Genomic DNA, 25,497 nt, shown 5'->3' with positions numbered 1-25,497 from the left:
TCCCTTTATCCATGGATAGCTTGATCAATGATACTATTTGCATCTTCCCCAATAACTTCAGACAATGTTGGGTGAGCAAAAATTGTCTGAGCTAATTCATCAACGGTCCCTTCAGATTCTTTCACTGCTAAAATCGTGTGAATCATTTCTGTTGCATGACTGCCAACTACTACTGCACCTAAAATTTGCTGGTACTTTTGTTCACTAATAATTTTGACAAAACCTTCTGTTTCTACAGAAGCTAGTGCTTTGCCGTTGCCAGCAAAGGGAAAGCTTTTGACGGTCACATCATAGTTTTCTTTGGCCTCTTCTTCGCTTAAACCAAAACTTGCAACTTCTGGATCTGTATATAAACAACGTGGAATCGTATTTTGATCAACTGGATAGGTTGCTCCTCCACAGATTGCTTCTACTGCACGTAGTCCTTCCGCACTTGCAGCATGTGCTAATTGGAAACCACCGATCATATCCCCAATAGCATAAATTCCTTTTTTACTGGTTTGATAGTGCTGGTCTACTTTAACAAAGTGTCCTGCTTCATCCAACTTTAAACCCAATTGTTGCGGAACTTCCAAATTTGCTTGTCTACCCGTAGCGATTAATAACTGTTCAAAATATTTTTTTGTTCCGTCTGATAATACAACAGCATCTTTTTCCACTTTCTCGATTTTTGCTTGAGTGGTCACATCGATTTTCATTTGCTGCAACTTTTTCTTCATTGTTTGCCTAGCTGTGCTATCTTCTGTTAATAAAATATCCGGCGCAACTTCAATTAAATTTACTTTTACACCTAAAGGTTTCATGGCAAATGCTAGTTCAATAGCAACTATACCGCCACCGAGCACCGTTAATTCTTTTGGTAATTCTTCTAGGTTAAAAAACGTGTCAGTTGTTAGAAAATCCACTTTATCAACTTCGTTAATTGGAGGGACAAATGGGTGACTACCACAAGCTAAAAGTACATTTGTATAGCTGATTTTTTCTCCATTTACAAACAGTTGTTGCTTTTGATCAAATGAAGCGGTCCCCTCTATATAATCGATTTTATACTTTTGAAATAAGTGCTCGATCCCTCCTCGTAGAGTCTGTACAACTTGGTCTTTACGCTGAACCATTTTAGCAAAATCAAGTGTTTCTTTATTAACCTGCAAACCATATTGATTCGCTTGTTCTGCAGACAAAAGCCATTGCGCATGGGTTAAGTAACTTTTTGATGGAATACACCCTACATTCAAGCACGCTCCGCCGATATTTTTTGCCTCGATCACTGCCGTCTTTTTCCTTTTTTGAGCTGCTTTGATCGCACTTACGTAACCACCTGGGCCAGAACCAATAACAACCAGATCGTAATCTGCCATTTTCACTAAACCTCCTCTTGCTAAATTGCTAAAACATCAATCTTCTTTACCATCTTTCATTTATATAGAAGCAATTTTTATACCAAGTTAAAAAAACTGTAGAATAAAATATATTTTTCACAAATTAAGGTTAACTCTCTATTAAAAATTAAAAAATATCTATCATAGTAATTATTTAGACAAGTGGTTTTTTCACAATTTTTTTGATAAAAAATAGACGGATGTTTAACTACATGAGAGATGAAACACGTTGTTTCATTTTGTCTCACACAAAATAACCGCAAACAACAAAATATCTTTCAGTTGTTTGCGGCTGGGTTACTTCATATTATATGCTTTCATTTTTCGATAAAGTGTTGCACGTGAAAAACCTAATCTCTTAGCTGTATTTGATATATGAAACTTTTCTTTTTCTAAAGCTCTTTCGATCGCCTGTTTCTCGCTATTTGTCTTTATGTCTAATGTTTGCAAGCTTCCGCTTTCAATTAGTTCACAAATTTCTTGTTTAGATGGTCGCTCTGACGAATAGAAAACATAAAGACGTTCTAAAAAGTTGTTGAACTCACGTATATTTCCATACCAAGCATAATTTTTAGCTACCTGAAAGATCTCTTCTTGCCAGTTGATTATCCATTTTTTTCGCGCACAAAAATCTCGGATCAACGGACGAATATCTGTCAAACGCTCTCGTAATGGTGGAATCGTTAATTGTCCGACGTAGATACGATAAAATAAATCTTGGCGAAAACGTTGTTCAGTAACAGCTTGTTTTAAATTATGATTGCTCGCAGTAATTAAACGAAAGTCAACTTTCTTAGGTAAACCATTGATTGGTGTTACTTGTTGGTCTTCCAACACACGCAACAAAGCAGTCTGCATTTTTTGTGACATACTATCAACTTCATCTAAAAACAATGAACCTCCATCAGCTTGTTCAATTTTCCCTATATGTCCTTTACTATCTGCGCCAGTAAAGGCACCTGGAGCATAGCCAAATAACTGACTTTCTAGTAGATCTTCATTCAATGTTCCACAGTTCAGTGCTACAAGTGGGCCGCTTTTTTTCGAACTATTATAATGAATCGTTTCGGCGATAATTTCTTTCCCACTCCCCGTTTCTCCATAAATATGAACCGGTAGATCACTAGTGCTAAACACCACCGCTTTCTTCAAAAACTTCTGATAGTTTTCATTCTGACTTGGTACGCCCGTATAATAAAAACTGTTCTGAACTGATGAAAGGTCGTTCAGTAGGAAACGGTAACCCACTACTTCTTCATCTACATAGATTTCTTCTTGCTTGTAAATCAACTGATTGTTTAAATATCTACGAATATCATCGCTAACTGGGAATTCATCTGCGTATTTATCAGGAGCATATATAATACGAAAATGTTCATCACATAAAAGTTCATCTTCTGAATGTTTAACCACATAATAAAGTAGACTCTTCTTGCGCTCTAAATAACGATAAATGATTGTATTTGTTATTTTTTGTGTGACAGCTCCTAATAATAATTGAGCGTCTTTCGATGAATTATTCTGATAGGTAGAAATATCAAGTACAGCAACTAATTGATTTTCTTCATCAAAAATCGGAGAAGCAGCACAACTCCAACTTCTAGAAGCAACAGAATAATGTTCATCAAGAGTGATCCATTCTTGTGATTTCGTTTTTAGGACTAATCCAATCGCATTTGTACCTACACCTAATTCCGACCAACCACTGCCTTCTTGAAAAAAGATATCATTGGCATAGCCTTTTGAACGAGGACTACCATCGCGCCACAAAATGTTACCAACTTCATCCGTTAGAACAAACAGCGGTAACTTCATTTCTAAATGATTTTGCAATTTAACTACTTCTTTTTTAACGAGTTGAATTAACTCCTGATGTTTTTCTCGTTGACTTTTCAACTCCTGTGCCGTCATCACTTTGCGCGGTTTATGAAGATAAGGATCCACTTGATTCGCATAACATATTTGCCAAGAATCAGCAATTTTTTCTGGTAAACTGTTTACAATTTTTTCATCTCCATTAATAAACCGCTGCCAAATTTCTTGATGCATATTGGTCACCTCATTATTTTCTTTCAACTTCATTTTAACATTTTTAGCTTTCAATAAAAACGCTTTCATAAGCATTAACTAATATTTACCAACTTTTAAGAAAAATAATAAGAGCGGCTTAAATTTTAGCCGCCCTCACCTAATAATTTTTAAACTGCATGCTCTGTTCGTTCAATGATGTCATCCTGGGTAGCTTTTGATAATACATTGAAGAAAGCAGAGTATCCAGCAACGCGTACAATCAAATCACGATGTTTATCTGGATGTTTTTGTGCGTCAATTAAAGTCTTCCTCGATACTACATTGTATTGAATGTGATAACCTTTTAGTCGATTGAAGAAAGTCTGCAACAACATAATTAATTTTTGTTTGTCTTCTTCTTTAGCTAGTGTTTGTGGATTTACTTTCTGATTAAGCAGGACACCACCTAAAATATCCTCTGTAGGTAATTTTGCCACAGTCTTCAATACAGCAGTCGGGCCATTTTGGTCCATATTATGAGATGGTGAACATCCTTCTGCTAATGGCGCCCATGCCTTACGTCCGTCTGGCGTCGCCATGGTGCCGCGACCTTGTCCTACATTAGCTGAAATCGAGGAAGTTCCAGAATAACGAATACCTCCAATAGGACCTCGTCCATAACGAGTATTCGGATATTTTTTGATTTCATCAATATAACTGACATAGGCTTTGGTCGCTAACTGATCAGTATAATCTTCATCATTGCCATATTTAGGTACATCATGGATAATCATTTGCTGAATTTCTTGGCTTCTTTTACTTGCCCATTCTGTCATCAACGCTTCCCAAAGCTCCTCTTGAGTTACTTTGCCTTCTTCAAAGACTAATTTTTTGATCGCAGCTAGTGAATCAGCAAGATTGGCAATACCTACTTGCAATCCTGAAATAAAATCATAAACGGCGCCACCTTCTTTGATTGTCTTTCCGCGACCGATACAATCTTCTGTCAAAGCAGAGCAAAGAATGTCTGGGACTTCTTTTTCAATCCCTAAATCAATGGCGTTTTCAACAATAACGCTCATTCGCGTTAATTCTCTTACTGTCTTATCCCAAGCATCTTCTAGTTCTGCAAAAGTTTCCATGTCTTTAAAATAGCCATAACTTTGTGTAAAACGACGATCTGATACTGGATCAATCCCATCATTCATCGCAATCATCAAAATTTTAGGAAAATTCATGTAGCTCATGCCCGTACAACGATAGCCCCATTTACCAGGTACAGCTGTTTCAACACAACCAATGGCACTGTAATCATAGGCATCTTCTTCAGCCACCCCAAACTTGATAAAGGATGGAATAATCACTTCATCACTATTAAAAGCCGGCATACCAAATCCTAACTTCATTACTTCTATCGCTTCGTTCATAAACTCTTGGTTTAATCCAGCATGATAGCGCACCGTTAAGTTAGGTTGCGGTAATTTTGTTTGAGCCACACTGCGCAAAACTAAAAAAGAAAGTTTATTGACTGCATCTTTTTTATCTTTTGTTTGCCCACCTACCGTAACGTTTTGATATAAAGGACTACCTGCACTACTATAAGTATGTGATTGACTGCGAACTTTGTTGATCGTCAATGTCTTGATCCAAAGATTGGTTAATAGTTCCACGGCTTCGTCCTCTGTAATCACATCTTTTTCTAAATCCGCTTTTAAAAATGGATACATATATTGGTCAAATCGTCCATAAGACAATGAATGGCCGTTTGATTCAATTTGTAGAATTAGCTGAATAAACCAAGTCGCTTGAATCGCTTCTGTAAAGGTTTCTGCTGATTCGTAAGGAACTTTGGCACAAATACGGCTTATTTCAAGTAATTCTGTCTGACGTTGTGTATTAGCTGTTTTCGCCATTTCTTTGGCTAATTTGGCATAACGCTCTGCGAAATTTTTCACAGCATCAATTACAATTAAAACGGCGTTGTAAAAATGGTATTTTTCAATATTTTCTGGCTTGGTTAAATCTAAACCTGCTTTGGCGTTTAAGGTACGTTCTTTATATCCTTTTAAACCAATTTCAAGTAGCTTTTGATAGTCGACAGCTAAATGAGCATCGCCAGAATTCATCTTTCCTTCCATTCCAAAAAAGCCAGTTTCCATAAAAACTTGTACTTCTTCTGGCAGCAAAGCCCCTGCTCTAGCACGTAAATTATTATTCTCCCAGAAAGGAGCGATAGAACGGAGCTGTTCTTTAGTGTTTTCTGTGATATAAAACACATCGCCGTCTCGTTTTTCAAACTTATCTAATTCATCCATTACAAAATCTAAGGTGTATTCTGGGAAAATCGGAGCATCTCGATTGGAACCAGCTTGGTTACCGACAATCAATGTTTCATCTTCAATATAAATCGACATTTTTTGTAAAATATTTTGCAACATCAAGGCACGTTTGAGGACATTGGGTTGGTTTTGATTTTCCTTATAAGCCTCAGTGGCTAACAGAGCGCGTTCAGCACAAATATAAGGCTTCTTCTCTAATACAGCTTCACGATATTCATCCATACGATCGGTCAGTAATCCAAAATGTGGCGGTTCATTCGTTGCTCTTTCTTTTAACTGAATCCCCATAGCAATTCTCCTTTTTTCGTTTGAAACTAATAAAAGTTTCTTTCGTAACAAATATAGCACATTTATTCACAAAGTTCAAAAAGAAGTAGTAAGAGCATGTATGAAAATTGGGTCCTTATGTTTAAAAAAATAGCAGTGTAGCTTTAAATGACAAAGCGATTAGTGGGATATCAAACGACGTTCCCCCAATCTGTAAACATATTGGTGGGACATTAAACGATATACCTCCAATCGGTAAATTATTGGTGCCTACTTCTACGATGTGCCTCCAATCGATATGTTATTGGAGGTAACTTCCACGATGTAACACCAATCGTTAAATTATTGGAGGTAACTTCCTTGATGTGCCTCCAATAATTATGAATAACGGTGGGATGTATGAAAGAAATTGCCTCCTGTTACTATAAGCCTTGTCTTACTAAATTTTACGCTTAGGTAATAAACTAGCACAAAAAAGAACTAAACATAAGTTGGTTAGCTCTTTTCCAGCAAGTTATTTAATTAAACCGTCACAACTTTAATCCCTTGTTTTTCTAAAAATTTAACTTTTTCTTTTGCGATACGACTATCTGTATACACCTTAGAAATATCTTCAAAAGCAAATTCTGAAACCACCCCTACTTGGGAAAATTTACTAGAATCAGTTAAAACAATCGTATTGTCAGCTGAAGTCATCATGGTATTGGCCGTGTCACTACGAGTGATATCACTGCCGGTAAACCCTCTTTGTTCATCGAATCCATCAATTCCCACAAACAACTTGTCTACATGAAAATCGCTGATTACTTTTTTTACTAAAGGCCCTACGTTTACTTGCGAATCTTTTTGATATTCCCCGCCAATCAGTAAAATTTTAACGGATTCAGCTTTTCTAATATAAGAGGCAATAAAATTGGAATTCGTAATGATCGTGACATCCCTCTTATGATGCGCTAACTCTACCGCCAACAGCGTACAAGTTGAACCAGATTCAATCATCACAGTTTCGCCATCTTTGACTAATTTGGCTGCTTCTTTTGCGATTTTCCTTTTTAAGTCATAGTTAATTGCCAAACGATAATTAATATCGTCTTGATTATTTAAAACAGCAAAACCATGTTGCCGATGAAGTATCCCTCGAGCTTCTAATTTATCTAAATCTTTTCGAATAGTCACTCGTGATACTTGCAACAACTCGGCCAATTCATTGACTTCTATTTTTTTATTTTCACTTACTATAGAAATAATTTCTTCTACTCGAGACATCGTCATCCCTCACTTTTATTTTATTAAGAATACCATATTTACACATTCCTAACAATTTTTCATGGTTTTGCTTTCGTTCGTAACATAAAATGTTTACGTTTGTTAATTCATGTGATAAACTAAACGTGAATAAAAAAGAAGGGGATTTATATGCCAACACGAACTTCATTACAAGCTTGTATTTTTAATATTCAAAAGTTCAGTATTCATGACGGTCCTGGCATCCGTACAGTCGTTTTTTTTAAAGGTTGTCCTTTACGGTGTTATTGGTGTGCTAATCCAGAATCGCAAAGTGGTAAACCCGAAAAAATGTGGAATAATCAGCAGAAAAAATATACGACTATAGGTGAGTATAAAACAATTGATGAAATCATCGATGAAGTCATGAAAGATCTTCCTTTTTATGAAGAGTCTGGCGGTGGCGTTACGCTTTCAGGCGGCGAAGTGTTGTATCAAGCAGAATTTGCGACTGAATTATTAAAACAATTAAAAACTAAAGGAATCCACACAGCTTCAGAAACCACAGGGCAAGCAAGACCTCAAGTTTTTGAAAAATTTATTCAACAAGTAGATGCCTTATATTTCGATGTAAAACATTATGATCCTAAAAAACATCGGGAAGGAATCGGCGCTACCAACAAATTAATCTTAAAAAATTTAGGTTGTGCTTTGCAAGAGCATCAGAATTTAACAGTGCGAATCCCAGTCATCCCTAATTTTAACGACAGCTCAGAAGACGCCGAACAGTTCGCTCATTTATTTAATAAAATGGGCGTCACAAAGATAGAGCTATTACCCTTCCATCAATTCGGACAAAAAAAGTACGAAAACTTGAATCGGAAATATGAAATGCAAGATGTCCCTCAACTTCATACCGAAGATTTAGACTACTTTAGAGACATTATAGAAAATTATAATATTTCTTGTCTGGTAAGGTAAATGCCCCCTTTTAATTAACGCTAAAGTATAAATAAAAACATACGCCCTAACCTAATAAATTAGAGCGTATGTTTTATCCATTTTATAGAGTCAAATTTCAAAAACTCTTATTTTTACTCTATTATCCCTTTATCGTGCTAATTTTACCCTTTTCTGCTCTTTTTCCTTCTTCGATAAAATCTTCCCTGTAATCTGCTGGTACCATAGAACCACCAGTTGCCCATGCAATATGTGTAGCATTGGCTAATTTATTTTGAAGACTATGTTGCTTAATATAGTTTTGACCTTCTTGAGTTACTGTTAAAGCATAAGGACCCACAACTCCAGCAACGGCTGCCGGTTCTAAGAAAATCGCTTCTGTTTCGTATAGATTCCATAATAAACGTTGGAACGATTCGTCTTGTAAAGTATAGCCTGCACTAAAGTAATAACGAATCAACTTGGAAACAAGTGCTGAAGTCCTTGGAACTGCCAATCCATCAGCTACTGTTGAACCGCCTAGGCCAATATCTTCTACAGAAATATTATTAAATTGATGAGATTCTAAACCAACTAACATGCTGGGCATCTTTGTTGGTTCAGCAAAAATGCAATGAACATGATCTCCAAATGCTTGTTTGAGCCCAAATGTAACACCGCTAGGAGCTCCTCCGATACCGCAGGGCAGGTAGACAAATAGCGGATGGTCTGCATCCACCTTGATGCCTTTTTGATCTAATTGTTTTTTCATACGATATCCACCCACCGTATATCCCAAAAATAGCGACTCAGAATGCTCATCATCCACAAAATAGCTTTGAGGATCTGCCTCTGAAAGTTCCCGTCCTTTATTAACAGCAAGAGAAAAATTTGATTCATGCTCGATAACATTAACCCCTAAATCACGTAAATATTGCTTTTTCCATGCTTTTGCTTCTATTGACATATGAACCGTCACATCAAAACCTAATTTTCTCCCCATTGTGCCTACACTAATCCCTAAGTTTCCTGTAGTTCCTACAGTTAAATTATAATTGGAGAAAAAACCTTGAAATTCTGGTGAAGCAAATACAGAATAATCTTCTTTTGTACTAGCTAACAATCCATTTTCTAGTGCTAAGTTTTCAGCATGTTTCAATACCTCATAGATAGCACCTCTTGCTTTTACTGTACCAGAAATTGGTAATTGGTCATCGCATTTCAAATAAAAAGACCCTTTAAGGACTTTATTATACTTTTCATCTAAAAATGATTTCATATCCGGTATTTCAGTTATACTTGACTCAATAATTCCAGAAGTCGCTTCAGTCTCAGGATACGCTTTTCTTATAAAACTAGAAAACCTTTGTAAACGAGCCTCCGCGTCTTGAATATCCTCAAGTGAGTACTCGGTTTTTTTGTTAGCTTCTTGTACCGGTAATAATTCATCATTTATCCAAAATAATTCTGTCTCGTCTTTGACCGCCGATAAAATGTCTTGTTCATCTAATGCCATCTGATATCTCCTTTGTTTTGTAACAAATTGTAATCTACTATCATATGATAATCATAACTACGGTAATTTTGCAAACGTCTCAGGTAAACAAGTAATTATCATATCTAGCTAATTAATAAAATTTTCAAATGTTTTTCAAACTTAATAGCAAAATTTGGGTCTATTAGAGCTATTATATTTCCTAGCTGGTAACATCAAAGTAAAGAAAAAAGACAGACACAAGCAAAATTTGCCGTGTTTATCTTTTTTGCATCATTTAATGGCACACATTTCATATGGTAAAAATGTCACTCACTCTAGCACTTATCTGCTTATTTGTTAATCCTTTGAATTTTCCATTTGTAAAAGGTTCTAAATATATTGAAAAACCTCGTCAATTTCAGGATACTTCAGATTCATAATTTTCCCTCCAACAATCTTTTGGAATGGATAAATAAGTTAAACCAATGATTTTAAACGATTTTCTTAACCCGCGGGTCGGTAAAGTCATCGATAACAAAATCCACTAATCCTGTTTTTTTCAATTTTTCATGATTATTATCGGTTGCCACAGCAATAATTCGCTTCGCCTGAGCATTATAAGCACCTTGTAACCCAATCGGTGAATCTTCAAAAATAATCATTTCTTTAGGATCTGCCCCCACATTCAAAGCAGCTTGGACATAAAAATCAGGTGCGGGCTTACTTTCTAACAAACCATCGTTATAAACGACTTTCTTATAATCAAACCAGCGATCTAAATGGAACAATTCGAAATAAAAATCCAGATTGACTTTGGGAGAAACGGTCGCAATGTTCATTGGTTGGTGGTTGTCTTGTAAGTAATCAAAATAATTAGTTACTCCTGCGATTAGCTGTGTTTGTTGTTCTTTTAGTACTAGTTGGCGATAGAACGCTTCTTTTTCTTCCGACAACTTGTTAGCTTCTTCTTCCGTAAGCTTCTTTCCTAAAATTCTTTCCATATTTAGATGATTGGTGCGTCCGTGGATTTGATCAAATTCTTCCTTAGTAAATTTACGACCAATTAGACCTTGAATAAATTGTTGCCAAGCACGTTCATGCAACGCCGAATCACTAAATAAAGTCCCATTAAAATCAAAAATAACCGATTGCATCCTTCTCCTCCTTTAATTTAAGCAAGTTTTTCATATTATTATCATTGTATCATATTTCTCTGAAGCTTTAAGTTATCATTGGCAGTGCTATTTTATAGTTCAGTCCACTTTTACATAGTATAATAACACAAAATAGTACTAACGAAAGAAATTAAGTTTCATTCGAAACTAATTTATTTACATTAGAAAACAATTATATTAGAATATAGTAAAAGATGATGATAAAGTAACTTTGTTAAAAATAAGAAGAAAGGTGATCTAGCATGAAAGACAAGGTTTTTTCTAAACTTAAACCATTATATACTTTGTTTGACACCTGGTTAAAAATAGATGCTGTCCTCGTTTTCTTTAGTTCGTTTAGTTTATTGCTTTCTTGGAATTTATTAACAAGTACTCGTGAAAATTTACTATCTTTAACTTTTTTAGGAACAATTTCGTTTATCATGTTCTATCTTGTCTTTCACTTTATGATTAACAAATTCAACCCAACCTTTCGTCAACTTAGCACAGATAGAAGTATTCACTTATCAATTGCTGGATTATTTGGCATAAGTAACACTTCTAAAACACCTACTTTAAAAAATAATGGTCAAAAAAAGACAACTAACAATCAAAAAACAACTAAAGGCTCCGCAATTCCTCTTTATCCATTAGCAAAAGGTGGATTAAAAGAGATTGAGGAAGTGGACGATGAAATCTACTCAAAGAAAACTTTAGGTGATGGCTTTGCGATTGCTCCGTCAGAGGGAAAAGTTCATTCACCGGTTAATGGAAAAATTGTAAGTTTATTTCCCACAAAACATGCAATCGGTATCAAAGATGAAAATGATATTGAATATTTAGTACACATGGGGATTGATACAATCGATTTAAATGGTCATGGTTTTCAAACATTTGTCGAACAGGACCAAAAAGTTAAAGCTGGTGACCTGCTAACTGAAATGGACTTAGATTATATTAGCACCCATCGCAAAAATACTGATATTATCTTTATTACCCTCTCACAAGACTTGATCGATTCATTAGAGATAGATGAAGATAAGAAAGTCGATCTAGATGAATCTATTGGCCAAATTGTTTTAAAATAAACTGAATATGGAATAACGCTATCGAAAAACAAACAAGCGATAAATGGAACAATTAGAAAAAGCGCGCCTATTTCCTCTAATTTTGGAAGAAACAGGTGCGCTTTTCATTTTTGACGACTCATAACATCATGAACTAAGTGTTTTACGAAAAAATACTGCAACAGTTTTGTCTAGTCAGTAAGTTTTTTACAGAAAGTCGTCATCTTACGGTCAAACATATCTCTTGTTTTCCCCACTGGTTTATAGCCAAGTTTTTCATAAAAATTCTCAAGCCCTGAAAGAATGTAAACTTCTGAAAAATTTAAGTGTTGTAGTTGGGCTTCAGCTTTTGTAATCATTTTGGCGGATAAGTGCTGTCCTCTGTAAGCAGGATCAACATATACTGTTGCAATATAAGGCGTATAACTTAATCTAGCAATATCCTGCTTTACAATCGAACAAAAACCTGCAATCTTGTCTTCATCAATAGCTACAATAACGCTTTCCCAGTCTTTAAAGTCCTTGCGCATTCGATTGGCAAGATATTTCGCCGCACCCCAATTTACTTGCTCGATCTTTTCAGCAAGTTTTTCCCAGTGTGGACTACTGTTTTTAAAAACGTCAATTTCTATATTAATCCCCTCCATTTTTTCGTATTTTTGTTGTAAGAGAATTATCGATTTTTACTACTTATAGTTTACTATAGGTTAGCAAAATATATAATACAAAATAATGAATAGATGAAAAAACAGTCATTCATCTTATTAAGCAACAATAACTTTTTATCAAATAAAAACCGCTCCAATTAAGGAACGGCTTTCATCATTAAAATTTACCTTTATTCAAAGCCCTTTGCATTTCTTTAACCATGTCAGAAACTGGCGAAATAATACCATCTTGAGCTGTACCGTAATGTTTTTGCATCGCTTTAACAGTTCCTGAACCAATATTTCCATCTTGAACCAAGCCTAATTGTTTTTGGATTGCACGAACAACGTTGGAACCGCCTGTACCCCATTGAGCTGAATAAACATTAGCGTTCGCACTTGTTTTGATTTGTCCACTGATGATCCCATCAATCGGTTTTGTGCCGAAATATTCTTGTAGACGTTTTGTACAATCATTGCCCCATTGTCCATCAACTACGATTTGACGAGGAATATTGTTGTTACCACCACCGGTTATTTCACCGCTTTCTACATCTTTTTTAAATTGTGCTTCGCTAATACCCCATTTGGCTAAATAAGGGTATGGATCCACATGATTGCTTTTGTTATTCGGCTGACGTTGTGTACAATAACTATGCGATAGGATTCCCTCTTCGCCACTGTCAACTCTAATTGCTACACCTGCGTTTTTAGCTGCTTTACGCAACAATTCAACATAATTTTTATAATCCTTTTCAAATTCAGCTCGAGTCTGGTGGGATTCGATCAATTCAATTGATGCATAACCCCAACTGTTCCAATCTCCACCAACATCCCAGCTCCCCTGGTTAACGGGGGCAACTTGGATCACTCTACCGTTTCCTACTACATGTGTGTAAAAACCCGTATTGAGATCTTTTGTCTGCATAAAGTCCGCTTCATTTTGCGCAGTTGAATCAGGGTTTCCCGTTGAATGAGCATGTATTTGCTTAAATGGTGGAGTTCCTACTTGTGGTGTTCCTTTTCTAATTTGTTTCTCTGTCTTTGGTAATGTCATCGTTAATCATTTCCTTTCATTTTTTGTTAAAAAAAGAAAATAGTCCGTCATCCTATTCCCCTTTTTTTAGATTCAGCACTTTAGCAAATGCTTGATGTAGGCCTGTGGAAGCTAAGCCACTGGCTGCACCAATAACGATAGCTTCAACGCTTACGCCGATTACTGTTCCACCCAAAATAGCTCCTAGCACACAAACGATAAACGGAATGTACTCTCGAGCGACCTGTAGCACCGGGGTGGTTTTAATCACATAGCCAACGATCAAACAGGCTATTACAATGATTGGAACAAGGCGATCATTCAAAATTTCTAAACCCATCTACTTATCCCCCTTTCAGCTTTTGGCATTGCGCTTGTTTCATATAAAACAATATTTTTTTCTTGCAATTGTCAACTTTGTTCTTTTTATATGTTATCCAACACCTCACTCTATGTTACATAATGTATCATAAATTGATAAAAAAGTACTGAAACGCTTGCTTTGATATCTTTTGAAATATACTATAGTTTTTACAATTCTCTTAGCACTAAATTTACTTTGGCCCAAAAACAGTAAAAAAACCGATACATTCTATTCTATATCTCTTCCTTTTAAATCATCACGTTAATTACTTATTTCATATACACACCTCACTTTTTGATACGTTCCGTATCTGATACATACACTATACAAGATACAATATGTAACGTCAATAGTTTTTAGATACATTTTATAACTTTTCATTCATATAAGATACAAAAAGTATCTGTTATATGTTATCATCATTGTTAAAGGAGGGATTTTTAATGTTTGGCCAAAAATTAAAAGAATTACGCTCAAGTAGAAATCAAACTCAACAACGACTTGCTGATTACTTAGGAATATCTAGAGCAGCATATTCTCATTTTGAAAATAGTAGAAATGATCCTGATCGAGAAACTATCGTAAAATTAGCTGATTATTTTGATGTTTCTACTGATTACCTACTAGGAAGAGGAAATAGAGAATATGAAAATCCTGAAAGTAAAAGTCAAACAGTAGCTGCTCATATAGATGAGGACGTTTCAGAAGAAGAAATGGAAGACATTTTAAACTATATTGAATTTATTAAACAAAAACATAAAAAGGAGTGATTATTTGGATAAAGCAGAAGGACTAATGTCTCTTTTTTCAAACCTTTCTTATGTATATGATGATAATATGCCGAAAAAACAAGGCGGCTTAAATGTAGATAATTATATTTACTTAAATCCTAATCAGACAAAAACAGAACTAACAAGTACGGTGTCTGAAGAAATTGGACACTATTTAACAAGTGCTGGAGATATTATTGCACAGGATACAAATGAGAAACGAAAACAAGAACGTAAAGCTCGTGATGTGGGAGCGACTTTAGTCGTCACTGCAGACGATATATTAAAATGTTTTGATAATGGATGTGAAACAACTCAAGATTGCGTTGATTTTTTGAATGTAACCTCCAAAACATTTAATGACGCCATCGAGTATTATCGAAGAAAATATGGAGGAATTTTAACAGAAAATAACGATATCCTTATTTTTAACGCAGATGGAACGATTTCTGTTCATAAAAGGAAACTGAATAGTTGATCAATTCGGATATTCCAAGTTATTTTCTAAAAGAGTTTTGTTCACAAAAATAAAAAGTAGTATTAGCATTTCTAACAGAGGCATTAAACATCGTACAGTACAATTTCTATGCTTACCGCTAATAATAGAAATTATACTGTACGTTTTTCCGTATGATAAGCTTCTCTTTTTATTATGCATACTTTTCCCCAGCTCCATTTAAAGGACTTTAAAACAAAGTTTATCTTGAAAAACATAACTTGCGTTTGGTATCCTTAAAATGGGTGTACAAAACTATAATTTAAACCTAGCCGAGTTATTCACTGCTCAATTTTATTATTTAGAGAAAGTATCACCTCATTAAATAACGTACATTACTTTCTTCATAATAAAAAATTGTTATAAATAGTTTGTAGGTCATGGTTTATTTATATTTAAATAGCTAGAAAGAAGGAATGAAATGAAAAAATACTTATTAGGCGTTTTATTGATATCCAGTTTTAGTTTGGTAGCATGTACTTCGAACAACAATGAAGAAGTAAGTGCACAAAGTACAGAACAACCCACAACAGAAACGACTGAAGAAGAACCAGAATCAACATTTAAAGACGGTGTATTCGATAATGACTCTTTCACGTTAACTTATGAAGATGCAAAAATAATTAACAGTCCCATGGAGAACAGTCCTGGTCTATATGTCACATATACTTTAAAAAATAAATTAGAGGAAAACATCAACCCTCAAGAAATGTTGGATTTGATTGTCACAGCTACACAAGAAAATGATACATCAGAAGTTGATCTATCGAATGATTATTACTCAACTGATGCTTTTGGACCGGAAGATGATGTTGATACTTACAATGAACAAGTAGATAAAGAAAATGCAGTGTCCAATGATTTAAAACCTGGCAAAGAAGTTGAAATTATCAATGCCTTTGGTTTGGACAACAAAGAAGAACCTGTACAACTACAAATGCTTGTCAATCCAGAAACAGAAGAATATTCTGACCCTTATGAAATTGACCTAAAAGACTTAGAAGAAATTCCTGGACCTAAGGAAAATAAGGATGAATACTGGGACGATGAAGCTGCTGCTGAAAAAGAGCCAGAAGTAGTGGAAAACGAAAAACAAGATATTGAAGGAGCTCCTGAGAGAGATACAGAATCGGAAGCGCAAGATGATTATTGGGAAGCGAAAGAAGCCGGCCTTACAGAAGATGAAATTGGTGAATATACATCGAACAAGTGGTATGGTAATCCAGCAGAAAATGACGGAACTTATTATACTGATTTAGATGATTATTTATCTGAAAAAGAAATGGAAGAAGAGCAAAGCTATGAACCAGAAGAAGATGAAGAAAAACTAGAAGGAATGAGAGAAGAAGCCGATCAATGGCAAGAAGCATTCGAAGCTGAGCAAGGAAGAAAAGCGACGTCTGGAGAAATTCAATCTCACTGGGCTGAACTCCAAGGTTGGGAATAAACAACAAAATAAGCACGCTCCACATTCCCTGGTAAACAGCGTACTAGACAAAATAAAAGTCTCTAAAGATATTGTTAAACCAACGTCTTTAGAGGCTTTTAATCAATAAAGAAAAACACCAACGTAAAAATACGTTGGTGTTAGAATACCGGCGGTCGGGGTCGAACCGACACGCCCTTAACGGGCACTGGATTTTGAGTCCAGCGCGTCTGCCAATTCCGCCACGCCGGCAAGATATTATTTAGTACTAAGGCGGTAACCGGATTTGAACCGGTGATAAAGGTTTTGCAGACCTCTGCCTTACCACTTGGCTATACCGCCATTATACTATTAGGATTCCTACTTTTCAATAGGATAACTAACTGGGATAGCTGGATTCGAACCAGCGCATGACGGAGTCAAAGTCCGTTGCCTTACCGCTTGGCTATATCCCAATAATAAGGGCGAATAGTGGGGATCGAACCCACGCGTGCCGGAGCCACAATCCGGTGCGTTAACCACTTCGCCATATTCGCCATGGCAGGGACAGCAGGAGTTGAACCCGCATCGACGGTTTTGGAGACCGTTGTTCTACCATTGAACTATGTCCCTATAAATGGAGGAGAAAGGATTCGAACCTTTGAACCCGAAGGAGCGGATTTACAGTCCGCCGCGTTTAGCCACTTCGCTACTCCTCCATAATGGATCGGGACAGAATCGAACTGCCGACACACGGAGCTTCAATCCGTTGCTCTACCGACTGAGCTACCGATCCAATACTGCAACACTTATAACAACGGTCTGGACGGGACTCGAACCCGCGACCTCCTGCGTGACAGGCAGGCATTCTAACCAGCTGAACTACCAGACCGTATGGAGGTTATAGGGCTCGAACCTATGACCCTCTGCTTGTAAGGCAGATGCTCTCCCAGCTGAGCTAAACCTCCGAGTATCAGTTAATGGTCCGTACGGGATTCGAACCCGTGATACCGCCGTGAAAGGGCGGTGTCTTAACCACTTGACCAACGGACCAAACTTGGTTACGGAGAGTAAGGGATTCGAACCCTTGAGACAGTGAATACCATCTACATGATTTCCAATCATGCTCCTTCGGCCTCTCGGACAACTCTCCAAGCTCAAAGAAGCCCATACTCTTCAAATTTCTCATTTGAGAACTCCGGCAGTAGGACTCGAACCTACGACATCATGATTAACAGTCATGCGCTACTACCAACTGAGCTATGCCGGAATAATGATTTTCCGCGTGGCGACGTCCGACTCTCACAAGGGGATAACCCCTCACTACAATTGGCGCTAAGAAGCTTAACGACTGTGTTCGGCATGGGAACAGGTGTCTCCTTCTTGCGATCGCCACCACACACAAAATCATGTTGAGTGAACCTTTCGTTCTCTCAAAACTGGATGAAAAACAACCTCCATTCGCAACCGAAAACTCTTGAACCTGTGGTTAAGTCCTCGATCGATTAGTATCCGTCCGCTCCAACCCTCACGGGTCTTCCACTTCGGACCTATCTACCTGATCTTCTCTCAGGGATCTTACTTTCTTTGAAGAAAGGGGAAATCTCATCTTGAGGGGGACTTCACGCTTAGATGCTTTCAGCGTTTATTCCTGCCCTACATAGCTACCCAGCGATGCCGTTGGCACGACAACTGGTACACCAGCGGTAGGTCCATCCCGGTCCTCTCGTACTAAGGACAGCGCCTCGCAAATTTCCTACGCCCGCGACGGATAGGGACCGAACTGTCTCACGACGTTCTGAACCCAGCTCGCGTGCCGCTTTAATGGGCGAACAGCCCAACCCTTGGGACCGACTACAGCCCCAGGATGCGACGAGCCGACATCGAGGTGCCAAACCTCCCCGTCGATGTGGACTCTTGGGGGAGATAAGCCTGTTATCCCCAGGGTAGCTTTTATCCGTTGAGCGATGGCCCTTCCATGCGGAACCACCGGATCACTAAGCCCGACTTTCGTCCCTGCTCGACTTGTCTGTCTCGCAGTCAAGCTCCCTTCTGCCTTTACACTCGTTGAATGATTTCCAACCATTCTGAGGGAACCTTGGGGCGCCTCCGTTACCTTTTGGGAGGCGACCGCCCCAGTCAAACTGCCCATCTGACACTGTCTCCCGCCACGCTAAGTGGCGCGGGTTAGAGTGGCCATAACGCAAGGGTAGTATCCCACTGATGCCTCCTTCGAGACTCGCGTCCCGAATTCTACGGCTCCTACCTATCCTGTACATGCGGTACAGACACGCAATATCAAATTACAGTAAAGCTCCATGGGGTCTTTCCGTCCTGTCGCGGGTAACCTGCATTTTCACAGGTACTAAAATTTCACCGAGTCTCTCGTTGAGACAGTGCCCAAATCGTTACGCCTTTCGTGCGGGTCGGAACTTACCCGACAAGGAATTTCGCTACCTTAGGACCGTTATAGTTACGGCCGCCGTTTACTGGGGCTTCAATTCGTACCTTCGCTTACGCTAAGCACTCCTCTTAACCTTCCAGCACCGGGCAGGCGTCAGCCCCTATACGTCATCTTACGATTTTGCAGAGACCTGTGTTTTTGATAAACAGTCGCTTGGGCCTATTCACTGCGGCTGCTCGTTAGAGCAGCACCCCTTCTCCCGAAGTTACGGGGTCATTTTGCCGAGTTCCTTAACGAGAGTTCGCTCGCTCACCTGAGGATACTCTCCTCGACTACCTGTGTCGGTTTGCGGTACGGGCCATTGCCTTCTTGCTAGAAGTTTTTCTTGGCAGTGTGACGCCAGAACTTCGGTACTTAAATTTCCCTCCCCGTCACAGCTGGTCGTTGACAAGAAAAAGCCTTTCACTCTTTCTCCGACTCACTGCTTGGACAGACCTTTCCATTCGTCTGCTTTCTTTTGCCTCCTGCGTCCCTCCATCACTCAAATGAAGACAACAGGTACAGGAATATCAACCTGTTGGCCATCGCCTACGCCTTTCGGCCTCAGCTTAGGTCCCGACTAACCCTGGGCGGACGAGCCTTCCCCAGGAAACCTTAGTCTTACGGTGGACAGGATTCTCACCTGTCTTTCGCTACTCATACCGGCATTCTCACTTCTAAGCGCTCCAGCAGTCCTTACAATCTGCCTTCTCTGCCCTTAGAACGCTCTCCTACCAATGCACCTAAAGGTGCATTCCACAGCTTCGGCAGTATGTTTAGCCCCGGTAAATTTTCGGCGCAGGGTCACTCGACTAGTGAGCTATTACGCACTCTTTCAATGATGGCTGCTTCTGAGCCAACATCCTAGTTGTCTGAGCAACCCCACCTCCTTTTCCACTTAACATACATTTAGGGCCTTAGCTGGTGGTCTGGGCTGTTTCCCTTTCGACGATGGATCTTATCACTCACCGTCTGACTGCCGAGGCAAAATGAATGGCATTCGGAGTTTATCTGCATTCGGTAACCCGAAAGGGGCCCCTCGTCCAAACAGTGCTCTACCTCCATCATTCGTTCCTCGACGCTAGCCCTAAAGCTATTTCGGAGAGAACCAGCTATCTCCAAGTTCGTTTGGAATTTCTCCGCTACCCACACCTCATCCCCGCACTTTTCAACGTACGTGGGTTCGGTCCTCCAGTGCGTTTTACCGCACCTTCAACCTGGACATGGGTAGATCACCTGGTTTCGGGTCTGCGTCGACTGACTCAAAGCGCCCATTTCAGACTCGCTTTCGCTGCGGCTCCGTCTTTTTACGACTTAACCTCGCCAGCCAACGCAACTCGCCGGTTCATTCTGCAAAAGGCACGCTATCACCCATTAACGGGCTCTAACTTGTTGTAAGCACACGGTTTCAGGATCTCTTTCACTCCCCTTCCGGGTGCTTTTCACCTTTCCCTCACGGTACTGGTTCACTATCGGTCACTAGGGAGTATTTAGCCTTGGGAGATGGTCCTCCCGGTTTCCGACGGCATTTCGCGTGTGCCGCCGTACTCAGGATCCGTTAAAACAAGTTGCCGGCCTTCGCCTACGGGCTCTTACCCGCTCTGGCGGATCGTTCCAGATCCTTTGGCTGCCCTTTTTCTTGTGCTGTTAACGTCCTACAACCCCAAGATGCAAGCATCCTGGTTTGGGCTCTTCCCGTTTCGCTCGCCGCTACTCAGGGAATCGAGTTTTCTTTTTCTTCCTGCAGGTACTAAGATGTTTCAGTTCCCTGCGTCTACCGCTTGCCTGCTATGTATTCACAGATCAAGCCACATTCGATTAAAAATGCGGGGTTTCCCCATTCGGAAATCTCTGGATCCTAGCTTACTTACAGCTCCCCAGAGCATATCGGTGTTGGTCCCGTCCTTCATCGGCTCCTAGTGCCAAGGCATTCACCGTGTGCCCTTTTCTACTTAACCTTACTCGACCTTGCAGTCGAGGGACCAACGATGGTTCTGTACTTTTAGCGATAAAAGCCCATCGATGGCCGCTTTCTTTTTTGAGCTCTTTCAAAAACGCGTTCAACGCGATTCTCGGTTGGTGTTGATTGTTGTTTTTCTATCCAGTTTTCAAAGAACCAAAGTTTGAGAGTAGACCTCTCAAAACTGAACAAAGCGCAAACGATGTGTAAAACTTCCGTAATTTTTCCTTAGAAAGGAGGTGATCCAGCCGCACCTTCCGATACGGCTACCTTGTTACGACTTCACCCCAATCATTCATCCCACCTTAGGCGGCTGGCTCCTCTAATGAGGTTGCCGCACCGACTTTGGGTGTTACAAACTCTCGTGGTGTGACGGGCGGTGTGTACAAGGCCCGGGAACGGATTCACCGCGGCATGCTGATCCGCGATTACTAGCGATTCCGGCTTCATGCAGGCGAGTTGCAGCCTGCAATCCGAACTGAGAGAAGCTTTCAGAGATTCGCGCGGCCTTGCGGCTTGGCTTGCTCGTTGTACTTCCCATTGTAGCACGTGTGTAGCCCAGGTCATAAGGGGCATGATGATTTGACGTCATCCCCACCTTCCTCCGGTTTGTCACCGGCAGTCTTGCTAGAGTGCCCAACTGAATGCTGGCAACTAACAATAAGGGTTGCGCTCGTTGCGGGACTTAACCCAACATCTCACGACACGAGCTGACGACAACCATGCACCACCTGTCACTTTGCCCCGAAGGGGAAACGCGATCTCTCGCGTGGTCAAAGGATGTCAAGACCTGGTAAGGTTCTTCGCGTTGCTTCGAATTAAACCACATGCTCCACCGCTTGTGCGGGCCCCGTCAATTCCTTTGAGTTTCAACCTTGCGGTCGTACTCCCCAGGCGGAGTGCTTAATGCGTTAACTGCAGCACTGAAGGGCGGAAACCCTCCAACACTTAGCACTCATCGTTTACGGCGTGGACTACCAGGGTATCTAATCCTGTTTGCTACCCACGCTTTCGAGCCTCAGCGTCAGTTACAGACCAGAGAGCCGCCTTCGCCACTGGTGTTCCTCCATATATCTACGCATTTCACCGCTACACATGGAATTCCACTCTCCTCTTCTGCACTCAAGTGATCCAGTTTCCAATGACCCTCCCGGTTGAGCCGGGGCTTTCACATCAGACTTAAATCACCGCCTGCGCTCGCTTTACGCCCAATAAATCCGGACAACGCTTGCCACCTACGTATTACCGCGGCTGCTGGCACGTAGTTAGCCGTGGCTTTCTGGTCAGCTACCGTCATAGAAAAAGCATTGCCTCTTTTTCCTGTTCTTTACTGACAACAGAGCTTTACGATCCGAAAACCTTCTTCACTCACGCGGCGTTGCTCGGTCAGACTTTCGTCCATTGCCGAAGATTCCCTACTGCTGCCTCCCGTAGGAGTCTGGGCCGTGTCTCAGTCCCAGTGTGGCCGATCACCCTCTCAGGTCGGCTATGCATCGTTGCTTTGGTGAGCCGTTACCTCACCAACTGGCTAATGCACCGCGGGACCAGCCATCAGTGACGCAAAAAGCGCCTTTTAGCTTTCTTTCAGGCGAAAGAAAGCCTTATGCGGTATTAGCACCTGTTTCCAAGTGTTATCCCCCGCTGATGGATAGGTTCCCCACGTGTTACTCACCCGTCCGCCACTCCGCTTCAAAAGAAACCGAAGTTTCGATCGAAGCAGCGTTCGACTTGCATGTATTAGGCACGCCGCCAGCGTTCGTCCTGAGCCAGGATCAAACTCTCATCTTGAATTTGATCGATCAACACCGTTGATCGTTTCAGCTCTTGTTACTTTTACGCTTGCGTCTTGCTTGCGTTGTTGTTAATGTTTGTTGCTTCTTTTAGAAGCGCCCTACACATTGGTTCGTTTGCTTGCTTTGTTCAGTTTTCAAAGGTCTACTGTTTGTCGCCGTAGCAACTTTTATATCTTATCAGCGTGACAAGTTTTTGTCAATACTTTTTTTGAAAGTTTGATATAAAATCTCGCGCTAACTTAATACTGTTACGTGGCTCATATAACGCGTTTAACTTAACGCCTTTGTTATAATATCACTTGTTCTTAAACTCGTCAATAACTTTTTTTAAAGTTCATTAATAAAAAACTTAATCGACTTAACAAGGACATTTACTAATATAGCAATTCTTTCGATAAAAATCAACAATAAAAATCAATGAAATAAATAAAAACTTTAGAAACGAACTTTTATAGCTAGTTCGTTTCTAAAGTTCGCTTAATTGTTATTGTTTCTCATATTTCCCAAGAAATTAAAGTTAATAATTCGTTTCTTTATTTTTGCGATATGTCATCTTGAACTAATGGGAGACTGACTCTGAAAATTGTCCCTTGTCCCAAACTACTTTCTGCCATAATTTGTCCTTTATAGCTATCCAATAATTTCTTTACAATCGACAAGCCTAAGCCATTACCGCCTTTAGTCCGAGCTCTAGCTTTGTCTACCCGATAGAAACGATGAAAAATCTTATTGATATTTTCTTGAGTGATGCCTTCGCCAAAGTCTTGAATCGCTAACTCAAGTTCTTGTTGATTGCTAGAAATAGAAAGGTGTACTTCCTTGCGCTCAGTAGAATACTTTATCGCATTATCCATAATAATAATTAAAATTTGTTCGAAATGATCGCGGTAAATTTGCACCGTCTTTTCTTCCTGTAAATCATCATCGATGGTAAATCTAAATTCAGGATACAACATTTTAAAGTTATTAAACACTTGGTAAACAATCTCTCTGGCTGGTGCTGTTTCATTTTTATAATAAATGTCAACTTGTTCAGCACGTGAAAGATCCAACATCTCTTGGACCAGCGTTTTCATTCGACTAATTTCTTGTACACTTGCATCAATAGATTCTTCTAAAATTTCTGGGTCATCTTTGCCCCAACGTTTCAACATATTTAAATGTCCTTCTATAACAGCTACGGGTGTACGCAGTTCATGTGATACATCTTCAACAAATTGTTCTTGTTGTTCAGTATAAGAACGCATCCGATCCAACATGTTGTTAAAGATATCAGATAAATCGGCCAGTTCATCCTGACTCTTTGGTTCAGGTGCGTGAATAGTCGATTGCGGATCTTTTTGTATACTTTCCATGGTATTGCGCAATGTTTTTAAAGGCTTCAATAAATGAGCGGACAATAAATAGCCCAGAGCACTACTTACAAGCAAAAACAAAACTTCTAACACAATCAAAGTCATCAGCAGACGGTTTCGAATGTTATAAAATGAAGATAGCTCATAAAAAGCCTGGGCATAACCAATTTTTTCTCTTGTCTCTTTTGAATAAACAGGTTGAATAAGCAGAAATCCTGGCTTTTCTTCATTTGTTATAATTGTAGGTTCCTTTGCTTCTTGTGAGCGTAAAGCTAACTCTTGTTCACCCGTTCTAAAAACTAAATTTTCTTGTAAATCATAAACATACAAACTTAAATTGGGCTGACCTAATTCAGAAACAACAGTAGCGCTATCTTCATTTTCTTCTGTTAGATCTTGATTTATATCAGGAAATTCAACCAAATTTTTATAGGAAGTTTCTTTGTCTAGTTGTTGGTTAGCATCAGCTAAGTGCGAAACAGCTTCATAAGTTGTCTGTTCTGCATCCTGTTGCTCTCTTTCTATCATAAGATTTACTGCTGTTTTATATGTAATAACGGCAAAAACAGTAATAACGATAAATATAAAGAAAGAACTCGCAAAAGCCCATTTCATTGTTAAAGTGGGTTTTCTAAGTTCTTTTCTTTCTGTATTTTTTCTTTTCACGATCGCATCACGTATCCCGTACCACGTACTGTTTGTATATAACTTTCTTCTCCTGGGATGTCTATTTTATTACGCAAATAACGAATATAAACATCAACAACGTTGGTTTCAATTTCTGTTTGATATCCCCAAACTTTTTTTAGTAAAACATCTCTTGCTAAGACCACATTTACATTTTCCATTAAAGTTAGTAAAAGTTCATACTCACGTTTGGTTAGTTCAATGACTTCTGAACCGCGTCTTACTACTCGGTTTTCTTTTTCTATCACTAAGTCACGATAATTAAGCGTCGTTTGTTTGCCTGAATTTTTATCTCCTTCAATATCAACGCGTCGTAACAATGCGCGCAAACGTGCCAAAAGTTCTTCAATTGCAAATGGTTTGACAATATAATCATCAGCGCCATGATCCAACCCAGAAACACGATCAATCACCGAATCGCGAGCGGTCATCATAATAATTGGCGTATTTTTAATTTGACGAACCCTGCGACATATCTCTAAACCATTTAACTCTGGTAACATCAAATCTAACAAAATTGCGTCCCAATCACTATTTAATGCCGCATCTAAGCCAGTTCGTCCATTATAATGGACCTCGGTATCATAGCCTTCATGCTTTAATTCTAATTCTACAAATCGAGCTAAATTTTTCTCGTCTTCAATTATTAGAATGCCGCTCATTAAATTTTATTCTCCTTTTTTCG

Annotated in this window: 16 protein-coding genes, 12 tRNA genes and 3 rRNA genes; 5 read left to right on the top strand and 26 right to left on the bottom strand. The window is 39.2% G+C overall.

The genetic code is table 11. The annotated features are described in order from the left end of the window. Window positions 1–5: 5 nt before the first annotated feature. From lpdA to C7K43_RS00980, 4 genes are all read right to left on the bottom strand, one after another. Window positions 6–1,358 (bottom strand): dihydrolipoyl dehydrogenase, encoded by a 1,353-nt coding sequence (gene lpdA, locus C7K43_RS00995; RefSeq protein WP_124005129.1) that lies wholly within the window; start codon window positions 1,356–1,358, stop codon window positions 6–8. 318 nt (window positions 1,359–1,676) lie between these two features. Next, the gene (locus tag C7K43_RS00990) at window positions 1,677–3,428 is read right to left on the bottom strand and encodes a sigma-54-dependent Fis family transcriptional regulator (protein WP_124005128.1); all 1,752 of its coding nucleotides are present in this window, start codon (window positions 3,426–3,428) and stop codon (window positions 1,677–1,679) included. A 149-nt stretch (window positions 3,429–3,577) separates the two neighbouring features. Continuing rightward, window positions 3,578–6,016: a glycyl radical protein gene (locus C7K43_RS00985; protein WP_124005127.1), complete on the bottom strand. Its 2,439-nt coding sequence runs from the start codon at window positions 6,014–6,016 to the stop codon at window positions 3,578–3,580. Between the two features lie 501 nt (window positions 6,017–6,517). Continuing rightward, on the bottom strand, window positions 6,518–7,261 hold the full coding sequence (locus tag C7K43_RS00980; RefSeq protein WP_124005126.1) for a DeoR/GlpR family DNA-binding transcription regulator: 744 nt from the start codon (window positions 7,259–7,261) through the stop codon (window positions 6,518–6,520). Window positions 7,262–7,411: 150 nt separating this feature from the next. Between C7K43_RS00980 and C7K43_RS00975 the strand changes: the two genes are divergently transcribed. After that, entirely contained in the window at window positions 7,412–8,200 is a 789-nt protein-coding gene (locus C7K43_RS00975; protein ID WP_124005125.1) for a glycyl-radical enzyme activating protein, read from the top strand. 121 nt (window positions 8,201–8,321) lie between these two features. On the opposite strand, the gene C7K43_RS00970 is transcribed toward C7K43_RS00975, so the two are convergent. After that, window positions 8,322–9,674 (bottom strand): D-serine ammonia-lyase, encoded by a 1,353-nt coding sequence (locus C7K43_RS00970; RefSeq protein ID WP_124005124.1) that lies wholly within the window; start codon window positions 9,672–9,674, stop codon window positions 8,322–8,324. 452 nt (window positions 9,675–10,126) lie between these two features. Beyond that, window positions 10,127–10,789, bottom strand: a complete 663-nt coding sequence (locus tag C7K43_RS00965; protein WP_124005123.1) for an HAD family hydrolase — start codon at window positions 10,787–10,789, stop codon at window positions 10,127–10,129. A gap of 263 nt (window positions 10,790–11,052) precedes the next feature. Between C7K43_RS00965 and C7K43_RS00960 the strand changes: the two genes are divergently transcribed. Further along, entirely contained in the window at window positions 11,053–11,877 is an 825-nt protein-coding gene (locus tag C7K43_RS00960; protein WP_124005122.1) for a PTS sugar transporter subunit IIA, read from the top strand. Between the two features lie 170 nt (window positions 11,878–12,047). Here C7K43_RS00960 and C7K43_RS00955 read toward each other — a convergent pair whose 3' ends face one another. The 3 genes from C7K43_RS00955 to C7K43_RS00945 all read right to left on the bottom strand — a co-directional run bounded on the left by C7K43_RS00955 (window position 12,048) and on the right by C7K43_RS00945 (window position 13,879). After that, the gene (locus C7K43_RS00955; RefSeq protein ID WP_226996691.1) at window positions 12,048–12,503 is read right to left on the bottom strand and encodes a GNAT family N-acetyltransferase; all 456 of its coding nucleotides are present in this window, start codon (window positions 12,501–12,503) and stop codon (window positions 12,048–12,050) included. A 178-nt stretch (window positions 12,504–12,681) separates the two neighbouring features. After that, on the bottom strand, window positions 12,682–13,560 hold the full coding sequence (locus C7K43_RS00950) for an N-acetylmuramoyl-L-alanine amidase (RefSeq protein WP_124005121.1): 879 nt from the start codon (window positions 13,558–13,560) through the stop codon (window positions 12,682–12,684). A 52-nt stretch (window positions 13,561–13,612) separates the two neighbouring features. Beyond that, complete coding sequence (locus C7K43_RS00945; protein ID WP_124005120.1) at window positions 13,613–13,879, bottom strand: phage holin family protein; 267 nt, start codon at window positions 13,877–13,879, stop codon at window positions 13,613–13,615. A gap of 467 nt (window positions 13,880–14,346) precedes the next feature. On the opposite strand from C7K43_RS00945, the gene C7K43_RS00940 reads away from it, so the two are divergent. The 3 genes from C7K43_RS00940 (at window position 14,347) to C7K43_RS00930 (ending at window position 16,616) form a co-directional block, all read left to right on the top strand. Next, the gene (locus tag C7K43_RS00940; RefSeq protein WP_124005119.1) at window positions 14,347–14,673 is read left to right on the top strand and encodes a helix-turn-helix domain-containing protein; all 327 of its coding nucleotides are present in this window, start codon (window positions 14,347–14,349) and stop codon (window positions 14,671–14,673) included. 4 nt (window positions 14,674–14,677) lie between these two features. Continuing rightward, window positions 14,678–15,151, top strand: a complete 474-nt coding sequence (locus C7K43_RS00935) for an ImmA/IrrE family metallo-endopeptidase (protein WP_124005118.1) — start codon at window positions 14,678–14,680, stop codon at window positions 15,149–15,151. 439 nt (window positions 15,152–15,590) lie between these two features. Further along, window positions 15,591–16,616, top strand: coding sequence for a DUF5067 domain-containing protein (locus C7K43_RS00930; RefSeq protein WP_124005117.1), 1,026 nt, complete (start codon window positions 15,591–15,593; stop codon window positions 16,614–16,616). Window positions 16,617–16,762: 146 nt separating this feature from the next. Here C7K43_RS00930 and C7K43_RS00925 read toward each other — a convergent pair. From C7K43_RS00925 to C7K43_RS00845, 17 genes are all read right to left on the bottom strand, one after another. After that, a tRNA-Leu gene (locus C7K43_RS00925) sits at window positions 16,763–16,847 on the bottom strand. A gap of 19 nt (window positions 16,848–16,866) precedes the next feature. After that, a tRNA-Cys gene (locus tag C7K43_RS00920) sits at window positions 16,867–16,937 on the bottom strand. 41 nt (window positions 16,938–16,978) lie between these two features. Further along, window positions 16,979–17,050, bottom strand: a tRNA-Gln gene (locus C7K43_RS00915). Between the two features lie 8 nt (window positions 17,051–17,058). Next, a tRNA-His gene (locus C7K43_RS00910) sits at window positions 17,059–17,131 on the bottom strand. Window positions 17,132–17,133: 2 nt separating this feature from the next. Beyond that, window positions 17,134–17,207: transfer RNA gene (locus C7K43_RS00905), tRNA-Trp, on the bottom strand. A 5-nt stretch (window positions 17,208–17,212) separates the two neighbouring features. Further along, window positions 17,213–17,293 (bottom strand) — tRNA-Tyr (locus C7K43_RS00900). Window positions 17,294–17,297: 4 nt separating this feature from the next. Continuing rightward, window positions 17,298–17,370 (bottom strand) — tRNA-Phe (locus tag C7K43_RS00895). Window positions 17,371–17,392: 22 nt separating this feature from the next. Next, window positions 17,393–17,466: transfer RNA gene (locus C7K43_RS00890), tRNA-Asp, on the bottom strand. A 3-nt stretch (window positions 17,467–17,469) separates the two neighbouring features. Further along, a tRNA-Val gene (locus C7K43_RS00885) sits at window positions 17,470–17,542 on the bottom strand. A gap of 13 nt (window positions 17,543–17,555) precedes the next feature. Then, window positions 17,556–17,627: transfer RNA gene (locus C7K43_RS00880), tRNA-Glu, on the bottom strand. An 11-nt stretch (window positions 17,628–17,638) separates the two neighbouring features. Next, window positions 17,639–17,727: transfer RNA gene (locus C7K43_RS00875), tRNA-Ser, on the bottom strand. Between the two features lie 43 nt (window positions 17,728–17,770). Then, window positions 17,771–17,844, bottom strand: a tRNA-Asn gene (locus C7K43_RS00870). A gap of 13 nt (window positions 17,845–17,857) precedes the next feature. Further along, a 5S ribosomal RNA gene (gene rrf / locus C7K43_RS00865) occupies window positions 17,858–17,974 on the bottom strand. Between the two features lie 85 nt (window positions 17,975–18,059). Continuing rightward, window positions 18,060–20,975 (bottom strand): 23S ribosomal RNA (locus tag C7K43_RS00860). 234 nt (window positions 20,976–21,209) lie between these two features. Next, a 16S ribosomal RNA gene (locus C7K43_RS00855) occupies window positions 21,210–22,765 on the bottom strand. Together the 16S, 23S and 5S rRNA genes with 12 tRNA genes alongside form the textbook arrangement of a ribosomal RNA operon. A gap of 538 nt (window positions 22,766–23,303) precedes the next feature. Then, window positions 23,304–24,794, bottom strand: coding sequence for a HAMP domain-containing sensor histidine kinase (locus C7K43_RS00850; protein ID WP_186810728.1), 1,491 nt, complete (start codon window positions 24,792–24,794; stop codon window positions 23,304–23,306). Beyond that, entirely contained in the window at window positions 24,788–25,474 is a 687-nt protein-coding gene (locus C7K43_RS00845; RefSeq protein ID WP_124005116.1) for a response regulator transcription factor, read from the bottom strand. Before C7K43_RS00845 ends, C7K43_RS00850 begins: the two co-directional genes overlap by 7 nt. Window positions 25,475–25,497: the final 23 nt, after the last annotated feature.

This window comes from Tetragenococcus koreensis (assembly GCF_003795145.1).
Classification (GTDB): domain Bacteria; phylum Bacillota; class Bacilli; order Lactobacillales; family Enterococcaceae; genus Tetragenococcus; species Tetragenococcus koreensis.
This window is presented reverse-complemented; position numbering and strand designations above follow the sequence as displayed.